We start from the raw sequence: 13,248 nt of genomic DNA on the forward strand, positions 1-13,248 counted from the left end.
GGCCGTGAGCAGACAACGCTCCTGACTCCCCTGCTGCTGAACTTCCTTGGATATGACAGTGTCAGCGATATGTTCGATGACTTTCAGGATCACGGCAAGCATGTACCTGTTCATGCAGCGAAGCTGCTGTTTGAAGCTGCCGCAGGAAACGATGCTGTAGCTTTGGAAATTCTGACCCGCCAGGGTGTCGAGCTTGGCAAATCAGCTGCTGCGGTCATCCACAAGCTCAAAATGGAAAAGGACACCTTTGACGTGGTACTGGCTGGAAGTCTGCTAACAAGGGGAGATCATGGCTGGATTCGCAGCAAGGTTGAACAGGCTGTCGCAACCGTTGCTCCGAATGCGACCATCGTACCTTTGGCCACTGAGCCTGTCGTCGGTGCATTATGGTCTGCTATGGATGCGGATGGACATGCGGTAAGCCAGGATGTATATGACAAAATGCGGGCCTTCCGCGACTTCGAACATATTAAGCAAACAACAAGATAAGCGACAATAGAGACTGTCATCATAAAAAATTCTTAAATGACTGGAGTGTGCAAAAATGGCAAATGAACAAGGACTGAAAATAGCTGTAATCGGCGGTGGATCTTCCTATACTCCGGAGCTCGTTGAGGGGTTCATCCTTCACCATGCCGAGCTGCCGGTACGCGAGCTGTGGCTGGTGGATATTGAACCGGGTCAGCGCAAACTAAACATTGTTGGCAACCTGGCCAAACGCATGGTGGAGAAATCCGGCCTTCCGATTGAAATTCATCTGACGCTCGACCGCCGCGAAGCCATCAAGGGTGCGGACTTCGTCAGCACTCAAATGCGTGTCGGGATGCTTGACGCCCGTGGCCGCGATGAATCCATCCCTTTGAAATACGGCGTGATCGGCCAGGAAACCACCGGTCCCGGAGGCATGATGAAGGCGCTGCGGACGATTCCGGTCCTGCTCGACATCTGCCGTGACATCGAAGAACTCGCCCCCAATGCTTGGCTGCTGAACTTTACGAATCCGGCGGGTATGGTCACCGAAGCCATTCTGAAGTATTCCAACGTAAAAAGCATCGGTCTCTGTAATGCACCGATCGGCCTCATCAAGCAGACCTCGGCCAAATACGGCGTAGAAGCGGATCGCATCTATGCCGAGTTTGTCGGCCTGAACCATCTGCACTGGATTACACGTATCGATGTGAGCGGAGAAGACAAACTGGATGAGATGCTGGCCGATACGGCCAGTTACAGCGCAAAGAACGTACCTGCACGGGAATGGAATCCGGAATTCCTGCAATCCCTGCATGCCCTGCCTTCCTACTATCTGAAATATTTCTATATGACCGATGCCATGCTCGAAGAGCAGCTGGAATCCTTACAAAAAGGCGGCAACCGTGCGGAAGTGGTTAAACGCGTCGAAGAAGAACTGTTCGAGCTATATAATGATCCAGAGCTGAAGGATAAACCGAAACAGCTGGAACAGCGTGGCGGCGCCTTCTATTCCGAAGCAGCCGTGAACCTGATGCGCTCGCTCTACAACGGAACGAATGACATTCAGACGCTGAACGTCGCTAATCAAGGCATCATTGAATTCCTGCCGGACGATGCCAGCATTGAAGTCAACTGCGTGGTCACCAAAACCGGCCCGCTGCCGCTGCAGCTGACCAAGGTTCCTCCGATGGCCGTCGGACTGATCCATGCGGTTAAAACCTATGAGCGCCTCGCCATCGATGCTGCCGTGACCGGTGATCGCGGATTGGCCATACAAGCATTGGCCCATCATCCTTTGGTCCCTTCTGTCGAAGTGGCGATTCAGATGCTGGACGAAATGCTCGAAGCCAACAAGGAATATTTGCCGCAGTTTTTTACTGAATCTACAGCTAATGCATAATTCAGCTATAATCCACTCGTCCTGATGCCATAAGAAAAACGTCTATCGACGTACTTTCATAGAAGACAGACCGAATTAAAATATTGTTTTTCTTACAATGATAGAATGGTTCAGCTTCGCTGATATTGATGGATCCTATAATCTTATACGAAACCGCCATGTCCCAGGATTTCCTGAGATATGGCGGTTTGTCGTTATAGGTACTTGCCCATCTATATCGCTTTGCTCAAAGCATTCATCAAATGCATTCTCCTAGCTCCATCCATAAAAAAGCAGGCAGGGAGCTAATCTCCCTGCCTGCTTGCATATGAGTAATCAATCCATTTCAAGTTGCTTAGTATGTCCACCAGTTACCGGACATCACGATCATGGAGAACAGCTTGATACTGTCTTCATAGTAGCCCTCATTGGAGCTGCCGGCCGTTTTGGTCCAGACGGAATTCAGCCAGTTTTGGTTCGTGGACGAGGTCATAGCGCTGACACCAAACGGTGCATAGAACGCGCCGCTGCCGCCGGACCCTGTGACAGTGCCGTTGAGTTTATAACCATCCTTCACACTACTAGGGTTGCCGCTTACTTTGGTCGAGATCCAGCTATTCATTTGATTGAGCTGATTGAGCGCCCGGCTGTCACCGGTCATCAGGTAATCCGTTGCGATCCGCCAAGGTGTACGACATGAGTTGTAATCGTAGCTGCCGTCGTTTGCCCCTTCCAGAAAATCAGCTGAAGCCGGCTTGTAAGTCGAACCAGACAGAACAACGAAGTCTGGAAGCAATCCGGTTGATGAGCTGTAGCCGCTATATAAGGAGTTGATGATGGTATAGGTTTTGTCGATCACGTTCGCCCATTTGGCATCACCGGTTGCCGCCTGGAACGCCTTCAAGTGATTCAGCATAAAGTCCGATGGACGGGTGGCATTTTTGAACGTGTTATCCGTTGCCCAGTCGCCAAGACGCAGCGTCCATTGGGACTGATTCACGTCACTTTGCATGATAGCATTGATGATGTCCTTGCCCGCCTGAAGGTAGTTGATACTGCCGCTGCTACCCCACTGCTTGTCCGCAAGCAAGAGCGAATAGGCAATATCCATATCTCCATCCGTGGCCGAGTCTGCGCCTTCAATGTTCTGGAAGCTGCTGTTTTGTTTCCAAGCCATCAGTTTCGAATTGTTGTCGCTCGGATGAGCTTTATAATATTGATAAAGTCCGTCAAAATAAGTCTGCGCATTGCTCTCATAACCAGCCATTAGAACCGTTGCCAGCATTCCGTACCCATGTGCCTCGGATACGGTATTCCCGTTGGACTGATACTTCACATAATACTTGCCTGTGCCCGCCGTTTTCAGATATGCCGATTTCCAGCTGTCCCATTTCGCTTTCACGGAGCTGTCCATCGCGCTTTGTGTAACATTGCTCGGTTTGATCGAGCCGCTGGTATATGTCGTGTGCTGCGGAAACGGCTTGTTCGGAGAGGCGAAAGCGAATCCTGCCGGAATCAGAAGAAAAGCGAGACAACACATCGTAACAGCCTTGCTGCTAAACGAAAATTTCCTATTTTTTCTCATAAACTTACGCTCCTTTTAGGTTCATATGGGTCTTGATCCATGACATAACCTTTAAGCCGAAAATTCAGTGCAGCATCTGGATGGTTAAACAATGATTTGATACTCGCTAAACCACAATCACCTCCGCCTTAAAGTTAAAGCGCTTTAACTTTTAAAACGCTTACATTTATTTTAAATGTTCTTCTAATATTTGTAAATAGACCTTCCGAGATTGAATCAATAGTCCTGAATCGACATTTTCCATAAAAAAACCCAGGAACCAACGTCCCAGGTTTTGCTTGCCTTCATGTCGCCCTCCATCATCGGGAGTTGACTCCTCACTCGATAGAGTGCGATATAATCTAGAACGAGCCCCACAACGAGTAACATCAGTAAGAAAATCTTCGTCTTATAGCTGCTCCCGGTCCATTCGTTGATCTTCATAATCCAGTCCGGCAGAGAATACTGTCCGTTATAAGCGGCGTGGCCAGAATTACCCAGGCAAACAGCAGGGCAGGCAGGGCATAGATCGCATTTGTCAGTCGCCTGTGACCGCGCACGGCCATTTCCAGTCCCAGCGCGACCATCGCAGTATGTACAGGATGACTGACACTCATGATAGTCGGCAGGAAGCTTTCTTCAAACCTGTAAGGGAATAGACTCCAGAAATCCCAATGGATCGTCTTTCCTCCAAACATCGTCGCGCTGTAATCGATCGATCCGGCATTCAGCCACCTACGACTGAGCCCCTCCATGAGCTGGAAGCTCACCTAAGGATTTTATATAAGACTCCTCCCTGTATTCAGCTATTAAGGACGGCCTGTTACAATCCGCAATAAGAGGTCAACCTCTGGCATTTGATAAGCTTCATCTTCGTGAATGTTTAAGGTCATTAGTGCAGAAACAACTGTAAAATAGGTGGAAACCAACTGCCGAGGATCACCCGGTGCAAATTCGCCTGCTTTCTGCCCTTCAATAAATAATGGTTCCAATATATCGACCACATAGGATTCCATGGAATATTGCTCAATAAGCTGTTTTGCTTTCTCAGGCACCCCATCCGATGTACGAGCCTGATGAATCAGCATAAAATAAAGCTGACCCTCACTATCGAGTTGAGTAAAAGCTCTTAACTTTTCGATGGGAGAGCCAGGTAATTGGTAGACACTTTTCATACTATCAATCGACTCTTGGATCGCTTGCTGAATAAGTAGGATAAATAGTTCGTCTTTGGATTTGAAGTAGTGGTATAACAGACCCTGACTGATACCTGCCTCTGTGGCGATCATGCTCAATTTCGCCCCAATAATGCCTCTTCGTGCAAAAATCTTAAGTGCCGCTTCTATGATCTGTTCTTTTCGTTCATCGCGGATAACCTGAAGTTGTTCTTCGTTCAACGGTGACAATGTTTTTCGCTCCTTTTTAATTTCCAGCCTATATTTCATTTTTCACTCTTCCGGTGGAAAGGGTACAAAGCTTGCTTTAGAAAAGGATGGTAACTGGTTCAAAAACCCATCCAATGTTTGGCCCTTTTTTTGCAAAAACGCAGTGAACCATTGGTTGTCTTCAATTGATGCATGAGCAAGAATAGAGCTTACCATCTGTACATTAGTCATTACAGTTGGGGAGAACAATAAGGAATTCACTCCCCAATACAATAAAAATTGCTCCACATTATGGCTCGATGTTGTCTGTTGGAGAAACACATTAAAGTATTTTTGAGCAAAATCAATCCCGATCAATGGCTGACCCACATATTCTACGCCTGACCATTGTAAATCAGAGACACAATTCAACCACCAAGCAGGCTCAACCACATCCTGTAGTCTTTGGAGAACTGTCTGTTCATAAAAGGGTTGGGGATTGGTGCGTTGATCGCTTAAACACTGCTCTAACATCTCCACTTCAATCGCAGCCATGGTCATCCCAAGACCATAAATCGGATCGAAATTGCAGAACGCATCTCCCAGTACCAACAGTCCAGATGGCCATTTTTCCATTTGTTCAAAGTGATGGCGAAACAATTCCGATATCCTATAGCCTCGGGGAGATGTGAGCGGTTCAAGTTTCTTCAAAACCTCCGCAATCAGCGGGTCTACAAGCTGAGCAACGTTTTGTTCAAATTCTTGTACGGTCGTGCCAGGATAATGTCCACCCGCACTCCAAAGCAACATTTCTGCTCTATTATTTTCAACGATGGAGAAAACGCCTGTGAATTCCTTCTTTCGGGAATTCCCATCAACTCGTATAACATCCCATTCTTCGGATAGAGGCGAAGGAATATGATAATGGCGAGTACTGTATCCCAGAGAAACCTTTAGAAGATCACGTTGAGGTACAGTATAACCCAGATCCTGAAGCCATGTCACCAGCTTGGAAGAACGTCCGCTGGAATCCACTACCAGATCCGCTGTAAGTGTTCTATGCTGTCTAGATGGTCCGCGATCTCGTACGGAGATACCCGTGACAATGGTCTGTTCCGCATTGGTTAGCAAACCAATTACGTCTGTTTTGGGAAGAAATCGTACATTCGGAATCCCTTTCACCCGTCTACGAAACACCCATTCCAGTAATGCCCTGCTGAACGTAGATTCATTCTCTGAGTTTGGCATATCGAAGCTTCCATATGGATTGCTCAAATGAGCGATTTTGTTGAATGACGAGGGGGCCCCTTGTGACAGTAAATCATCGTTAAATCCTGGAAAGAGGCGATTCATAATAGTGCTCCCACGCGGCGTAAGTCGATGCGGCTGAAAATCCTGTGGGGTCCCGGCGCGATTTTCAGGTTTGTCAGGGAAGTCATCTTTATCTACTATCCAAACTTCATCGTAGTATTCGGAAAGTACCTTTGCAGTTAGTAGTCCACTTATTCCTCCCCCAATGATAATGGCACGTTCTGAACTTTCTTGCGGAACTGCTGCATTCGTCTCTTTCATGAAAGTATCCCTCCAATTATAAATTCATGCAATTATGATGATAGTGAAGCTATAAGCAGAGATTTCTAACTTAGGTTAATCGGTTCAACCGTTCAATGTTAGATTATAGTAATTTTTATTAGTTGTCAAAGTTAAGATGATACTACCTATGTTAACGAAATAAAAAGTGACCTGATCATAATCGCATCCCTGCGGCACGCTTTCTTTACCGCAACCTCGAACTGTTCGTGAAAGCTCACCATCTATCTTGTGCATAAAGATAGCGTCTTTATGCTTTAACAGCTCTGATCGAATCACCTTATGCAATCCACTAGCTAGTACCCATTACGTCATATCATTCAGTCCATTCCGCTTGCCCACACATGTCCACTAGGGTCCGGGTAATCCCTGCACATCACATACAATTCACACCAAAGGATATTATTTAAAACGGCTGTTTCTAAGTGCGTCATCTATTCATTTCCTTTTAATGCTCATGTCTTACCAGTTATAATCCGGAATATGAGGTCTGATGTTATTGTTTTTTACCGATAAATGCAAATGACAGAACACTGCCGCCGAACAGTATAATGGTCATTACGATAAACGACATCTGCATGCCGGCAACAAACGTTTGGCTGCCACTCAGAATTGTGCCGAGGATGGCCACCCCTATCGTCGCCCCAAGCTGCCGACTTAAAGTATTCTTTTAGATAATCAAATACTGCATAGTCTGATGGCTCTTCAATTCTTATTTATTAACCCCCTTCTTCAGGAGCAGTCAACCCATTTAAGATTTAGTTGATTTATCTTTTAAAAGCTTTTGAATGGTAACTCCAAATAAAACACAGCAAGTAATTGCCGCACATAAATCTGCAATGGGCTCAGCAATAATAACCGCGTCCGTTTTCGGACTAATAAAATTTGGGAGGAAGAGTACTAATGGAATAAGCAGAATAATTTTGCGCAAAATCGCAATGAATATAGAAACTCTAGCTTGTCCCAAGGCAATAAAGATCTGTTGAAAGGCTAATTGAATACCATAAATACATGTTCCTAGGAAAAATATTTTCATTAGTCTGGCCGTCAGTACAATAAGCTCTCGATCGTTGGTGAACAGGCTAATGGGTAACTGCGGTATAAAAATTGCTATGCCCCACATCAACAAGCCAATAGCAGCACAAATAATACTACAATATGAAATTGTGGATTTTACTCGTGTATAATCGTGAGCTCCGTAGTTATAGCTAATGATTGGTTGTGCTCCCTGAGCAAAACTGGACAGCAAAAGCCCAAATATCTGCATCAGCGTTCCCATAATCCCCATAGCCGCAACATACATGTCACCACCATATCTGGCGAGAGACGTGTTAAATACAATTTGAATTAAACTTTCCGTCGATAGCATAATGAACGGAGAAAGCCCCAACGTAAGTACGCTTGCTGCTTGTTTAAGGTTGATGCGCATATTGGATAAGCGTAAGCGCAAATGGGCACGTTTGGACATTAAAAAGCCTAATACCCAAATGGCCGAAATAAATTGTGCAATAACAGTTGCCCATGCAGCACCCTTAATGCCCAAATTCATACCATAAATAAAAATGGTGTCGAGGATAATGTTCACAACCGCACCAACACATACCGTGAGCATGGCTGTTTTAGCATTTCCTTGTGCTGCAATAAACGGATTTAATCCCAGAGAAATGAGTACTCCTAAAGTTCCAAAAAGGTAAATGTCTAAAAATTCATTGGCGAATGGCAAAGTCTCATGACTGGCACCAAATAGTGTTAAGAATGGTGACTTAAATAGAAGAAACACAGTTGTTATTAGTATGGATGCCATTAGTAGCATAGAAAAACAACTACCAAGCAATTCTTCCGCTTTTTTATGTTCCCCTTCTCCCATTTTTATAGAAGCTAAAGGAGCACCACCAGTTCCAAATAGAGCTGCAACCGCTGAAATTAACATAATAATCGGAAAAGATACACCTATAGCCGATAAAGCTAGTGTTCCCCCTTCTTCCATTCTGCCCAGGAACATTCGATCAACTACGCTATACATGGCATTGATTAACTGAGCTATGACGGCCGGAGTAGCTAACCAAAAAATTAGCTTGGGGATACTTTCATTAGTAAAACGGTAATTCATTTTATTTTTCATAACATGGACATCCTTTTTTTGATCTTTAGAAAATGTTAATAATGCTCAAAAAGCCATCATAAAATAACAGCATTAAACAACTTAACCGTGTTGTTATATGAATTAATTAGAGAGAAATACATTTTTTCGACTTACTGTTCCTATAGGATGTGAATGGATAAATACTTACATCTGATATTGCTTGATGGTAAGCGGACCCACTGTTCTTGTGATCTTTAAATTCATGCTGTTCCTACTAATATCTTATTATTATTAATGAAATGGAGCACTTTTCTATCATAGATTAATCGATTAATATAATGTTGGATTCGAATCAATGAATATAGATTAACACAATAAACGCCTATGTAAAACATCGATTTTAAAGGTGCTATCATGCGTTTAATAGCCTTTAAAGCGTATGTTTAATCCCTATATACTCACAATATAATAGAAACGTATATGCGCAAAAATAGAGTGTCTAATGAATAGGAGATTTCATAGTTTTCCAAAAATGATTAAAATTTATTATCCTCTTTTTCTCATCTGTACAAGAATAACCAAGTATGGATCATTCCATTGCAAAAACCTCTCTTTGAATGGTTGTCTGCCATTTAAAAAAAGGTTTCTCTATTGCTCTTCATTATTCGACTACTAATGGGTTCATTTACTCTTCTGTGGGCTATATTACTAATTTGCGATTATCGTCAGCCTATCCATTTTCTAAAGATAACCACAAAGGCCTTAGGAATTCTTTTCTAAGGCCACTTTGTATATATATCTAACTATAACGGGGTAAATACTCATGATAATTAACCATTTGCTTATAAGACTAAAAGACTCTTCTTATACAAAAATTGAGGAAACAAAAGAAATCCTTCTTAAAATGAAAGGAAATATTGCAACCTTACTCGATATGCGGGTCCAAGGTGGACATGCGTCGTGATTCATCTTCTTACGATCTCATGCTGATCACAAAATTTGCATCGATAACGCATATGGAAACGTATCTGGTAGATCCTTTACACCAAGAAGTCAGCATATTTATCGGTGGTGTATTAGACATTGTTCGCACAGACTCTGAGGAATACGAAACCCAGCATACTCCATTGAGGTGAAGAGCATGCTGGGTCTTTGATTATACGTGACAGTCAGGTCAGTCAGTCAGAATAAACTTGAATCAGATTTTATACGCCTTCATCGCTTTGAATAATTCCTTGAACGTTGGGCGTTTACCATACATCAGCACACCTGTACGATAGATTTTCGCTGCGAGCCAGCCGAAGATCATAATCGATACCACGAGAATGGCCAGGGACGTCCAGATCTGCCAGGTTGGCGCCACACCAGCCCCGATCCGTACCAGAATTGCCGTTGGCGATGTGAACGGAATGAAGCTTGCTACTTTTAAGAGCAGGATGTTCGGTGTAGCAATACTAAAGATTGCGATATAGAAGGAAACCAGGGACAACATCGTAATCGGCAATACGGCCTGACCGAGTTCTTCTGTCCGACTCACCATTGAACCAATGGCTGCGAACATAACTGCATACAGGAAGTAACCAAGAATGTAGAAAATCAGTCCATATACAATGACGGCAATGTTCACATCACTCAGGTTCATGTTGAAATCACTCAGTACATCGCGGTTATGTGGTAACAGCATATTGCCGGCAACTACCGCACCGAAAATACCGATTTGCAGCAAACCTACCATGAAAATACCGATGATCTTACCAAACATCTGACTGAGCGGAGATACACTTGTAATCAAAATCTCCATAATACGTGAGCTCTTCTCAGCTGTAATCTCGGATGCAATCATATTACCTGTCATCATCGTTGATGTGAACAACAGGATAATCAGCAGGTAAACAACTACGTAGTTGATGCCACTCATGCCACCTTCCGACTCCACAGCAGCTCCGCTTTGGTCAGAATCAAGGCTTTGCTCTGTCAGTTTCACCGGCGTACTAATGAGCTGCTTTTGCTCCGCCGTGAGTGTATCCTTCACCACCACATCCAGCTTCACAATTTGCAGCGCAGCTTCAATAGGTGCAATAACCTGCGGGGAAATATCTTCGCTTGAGTACAAGACCGGCTGTGGGAAGTCTTGCCCCGCCACAGGTTCGAACTTCAGGTACCCATCCAGAAGTCCAGATTCCACATCGGCCTTAAGTGCCGCTTCATCTTTACCAGCGTCGTTAACGACCCGATACGTCTCATTTCCTTGTGCGGAGGAGTATGTCTCCAGCTTCTCGGCTACCTCTGTTTGGTTCGTGCTCAGAAGACCGATATTTACTGGCTGATTTCCGCCTGCACCTCCGCCAATGGGACCACCGTTAAATAAGGTAATGAAATATGGAATATTGAGTCCAATCGTAATTAAAAGTGCAAGTACAATGGTCGTAACCATGAAAGACTTCGTTTTCACTTTGTTTTTGAACGTAAATCCGATAATCGTGCCCATTTTATTCATTCGACTCACCTACCTCACGAATAAAGATTTGGTTAAGCGTTGGTTCCTTAATTTCAAAATGTTCAACGGTCGTCTGTGCCATGGCTGCTCTCAGAATTTCCTGAGCTGCTTCCATCTGACCAATATGGATCAGGTATCCACGCTCACTTTGCTCTACCTTTTTCACACCCGGCAACTGTTCCAGCCCGTTGACACTTCCCGTTGTGCTCAGGAATACCTGCTCACGAGGATAACGACTCTTGATCTCCTTGATCTCTCCCTGTACCACAGTATTGGAACGGTGCAGTATGGTTATCTGACGACATAATTCTTCAACGTGCTCCATGCGGTGTGTCGAGAACAGAATGGCTGTGCCTTCGTCACGCAACTCCTTCACCGTAGATTTCAACAATTCCACGTTCACCGGATCAAGTCCGCTGAAGGCTTCATCCAGAATGAGAATTTGTGGTCTGTGGACCACTGCGGCAATAAAACCCATCTTTTGCTGATTCCCTTTGGATAGCTCCTCAATCTTTTTGTCGTAATACTCCGGCACTTCGAATCGGTCCAACCAATATTTCAGGCTCTGATCCGCATCCTTTCCATTCATGCCGCGCAGACGGGCCAGATAGTTGATCTGTTCACTGACCTTTACCTTTGGATACAAACCGCGCTCTTCCGGAAGATATCCCATAATCTGCTGCAATTCCGTGTTATAGGGTTTGCCGTTGTACTGAATATTTCCGCCGTCCGGGTGGATCAGCCCAAGCACCATACGCATCGTTGTTGTTTTACCAGCGCCATTGGCTCCAAGCAGACCGTAAATTTCCCCTTCTTTTACATTGAGCGTTACACCATTAACTGCCGTTTTGTCTGCGTATTGCTTGACTACCTGCTTCAATTCCAATCGGTTCATCATGTATCGTCTCCCTTCGGTTATTTCCACTGTACGGGTGCATACCCGGCAATCCAGAATGCCAAGACTTCATCCAATTCCAAGTTACGGATTTTCATAACGCGTATCCCTGCAAGCTCCAACCGTTCCTGTGCCTCAGTCACCCGGGTTGTGATTACCCGAATCAGACCGTTCTCTTCTTGATAAGATTCAACTACACCAGGAATGCTCTCGGGTCGCAGCTCACCTTCATACCAGAGTTCCTTCCATTGTTCGAGTACGATATCCTTCTCCGCCATCCCCAGCGACTGACCACGGTGCATCAATACGATGTAATCTGCAAGCCTTTTGACTTCATCCGCAATATGTGTGGCAATCAGAATTGTGGTGTCTCCACCCGCCATGAAGGTACGGAACTGCTCGACCATCACTTTCCAGGCAAAGGGGTCCAGTCCTGATGAAGGCTCATCCAAAAGCAATAGTCTCGGGCGAGCTGCGATTGCAGCTGCGATCTCGAATTTCCGCCGTTCTCCCTTGGACATCTTGTTCAACTTCACATCAACAGGTACTTCCATATCGCGAATCAGTTGGTCGAACAACTTCATATCCCAACGCGGGTACCAGTAGGCCCGAAAATCAGCTGCTTCCTGTGCAGTAATCCGGTTCTCTTCGAGCCCAGCGTTGTCAGCCACAAAACCGATCTGTTGTCTCAGTTCAATGGGAAGAGGCCCCTCATGTTCCTTCCCAAACCATATAATCTGCCCGGCATCTGGCAGTACCACTTGTTGTAGCATGTTAAGAAGTGTGCTTTTGCCTGAACCGTTATGACCGAGAATAGCAACTACATACCCTTCCGGGATGGTCAGATCAATCGGGCCAATAACTCTGCGTTTTCGCATTTTGGATACGCCGTTCAACTGAACTGCTATGGGTTCCATGTATGAATCACTCCCTCACTTCGAGTAAACAGCCTTCAGGACTTCCCGGAACAGAGTCTCCATTTCTTCTTCCGTGCATCCTACCGATTTTCCAGACTGCACCGCTGCCTGCATTGCTTCCTGCGCGGCCTTCAATCTATAATTTTCTCTGTCCCCGGCTTCTACCTGGGCCACAAATGTACCCGTCCCCTGCTTCGTACGAAGCAGGCCTTCATTCTCCAGATCCTGATAGACCCGTCTAACCGTAATGACACTGCAATTCAGCGCTCCGGCGAACTCACGAATGGACGGCAAATGTGTCCCCTCCCCCAACTGACCCGTAACAATTAACGATCTTAACTGGTTTTCAATTTGGTGATATAAAGGTTCAGCGCTATTTTCATTAATTTGAATGGGTATTTTCACATCTTGCACCTCGCCCTCCGGTACACTCCAGTCTGTTACCTGTCCGTGCCGGCTTCATCCTGTATTCATTCTTGCGTTCATCCC

The 13,248-nt window shown here is 45.1% G+C and carries 12 protein-coding genes and 1 pseudogene; 3 read left to right on the forward strand and 10 right to left on the reverse strand.

Annotated features, from left to right (window positions below):
- Both AMS66_RS33480 and AMS66_RS04740 read left to right on the forward strand, forming a co-directional pair.
- Positions 1-489: pseudogene (locus AMS66_RS33480) on the forward strand (N-acetylglucosamine kinase); the annotation flags it as partial.
- 55 nt (positions 490-544) lie between these two features.
- Positions 545-1,870 (forward strand): 6-phospho-beta-glucosidase, encoded by a 1,326-nt coding sequence (locus AMS66_RS04740; protein ID WP_053779697.1) that lies wholly within the window; start codon positions 545-547, stop codon positions 1,868-1,870.
- A 334-nt stretch (positions 1,871-2,204) separates the two neighbouring features.
- Here AMS66_RS04740 and AMS66_RS04745 read toward each other — a convergent pair whose 3' ends face one another.
- From AMS66_RS04745 to AMS66_RS04765, 6 genes are all read right to left on the reverse strand, one after another.
- The gene (locus tag AMS66_RS04745; protein ID WP_053779698.1) at positions 2,205-3,434 is read right to left on the reverse strand and encodes a glycosyl hydrolase family 8; all 1,230 of its coding nucleotides are present in this window, start codon (positions 3,432-3,434) and stop codon (positions 2,205-2,207) included.
- A 419-nt stretch (positions 3,435-3,853) separates the two neighbouring features.
- Complete coding sequence (locus AMS66_RS04750) at positions 3,854-4,168, reverse strand: hypothetical protein (protein ID WP_053779699.1); 315 nt, start codon at positions 4,166-4,168, stop codon at positions 3,854-3,856.
- Positions 4,169-4,222: 54 nt separating this feature from the next.
- Positions 4,223-4,819, reverse strand: a complete 597-nt coding sequence (locus tag AMS66_RS04755) for a TetR/AcrR family transcriptional regulator (RefSeq protein ID WP_053779847.1) — start codon at positions 4,817-4,819, stop codon at positions 4,223-4,225.
- A gap of 42 nt (positions 4,820-4,861) precedes the next feature.
- Positions 4,862-6,349: an FAD-dependent oxidoreductase gene (locus AMS66_RS04760; RefSeq protein WP_053779700.1), complete on the reverse strand. Its 1,488-nt coding sequence runs from the start codon at positions 6,347-6,349 to the stop codon at positions 4,862-4,864.
- Positions 6,350-6,863: 514 nt separating this feature from the next.
- A complete protein-coding gene (locus AMS66_RS34315) occupies positions 6,864-6,998 on the reverse strand; it encodes a hypothetical protein (protein ID WP_269084529.1) in 135 nt (44 codons plus the stop codon).
- 120 nt (positions 6,999-7,118) lie between these two features.
- Complete coding sequence (locus tag AMS66_RS04765) at positions 7,119-8,489, reverse strand: MATE family efflux transporter (RefSeq protein WP_082350568.1); 1,371 nt, start codon at positions 8,487-8,489, stop codon at positions 7,119-7,121.
- Between the two features lie 908 nt (positions 8,490-9,397).
- On the opposite strand from AMS66_RS04765, the gene AMS66_RS34645 reads away from it, so the two are divergent.
- Positions 9,398-9,586, forward strand: a complete 189-nt coding sequence (locus AMS66_RS34645; RefSeq protein WP_407944523.1) for a Dabb family protein — start codon at positions 9,398-9,400, stop codon at positions 9,584-9,586.
- A 62-nt stretch (positions 9,587-9,648) separates the two neighbouring features.
- Here the strand turns inward: AMS66_RS34645 and AMS66_RS04775 are convergent, their stop codons facing one another.
- The 4 genes from AMS66_RS04775 to AMS66_RS04790 are packed head-to-tail and all read right to left on the reverse strand — an operon-like array spanning position 9,649 to position 13,164.
- Positions 9,649-10,947: an ABC transporter permease gene (locus AMS66_RS04775; protein WP_053779702.1), complete on the reverse strand. Its 1,299-nt coding sequence runs from the start codon at positions 10,945-10,947 to the stop codon at positions 9,649-9,651.
- Positions 10,940-11,842, reverse strand: coding sequence for an ABC transporter ATP-binding protein (locus tag AMS66_RS04780; RefSeq protein WP_053779849.1), 903 nt, complete (start codon positions 11,840-11,842; stop codon positions 10,940-10,942). The genes AMS66_RS04775 and AMS66_RS04780 overlap by 8 nt, the downstream gene beginning before the upstream one ends.
- Before the next feature lie 20 nt (positions 11,843-11,862).
- Positions 11,863-12,759, reverse strand: a complete 897-nt coding sequence (locus AMS66_RS04785; protein ID WP_053779703.1) for an ATP-binding cassette domain-containing protein — start codon at positions 12,757-12,759, stop codon at positions 11,863-11,865.
- Between the two features lie 15 nt (positions 12,760-12,774).
- The gene (locus AMS66_RS04790; protein ID WP_053779850.1) at positions 12,775-13,164 is read right to left on the reverse strand and encodes a GntR family transcriptional regulator; all 390 of its coding nucleotides are present in this window, start codon (positions 13,162-13,164) and stop codon (positions 12,775-12,777) included.
- Positions 13,165-13,248 lie beyond the last annotated feature (84 nt).

The sequence above is a fragment of the Paenibacillus xylanivorans genome (assembly GCF_001280595.1).
Taxonomy (GTDB): domain Bacteria; phylum Bacillota; class Bacilli; order Paenibacillales; family Paenibacillaceae; genus Paenibacillus; species Paenibacillus xylanivorans.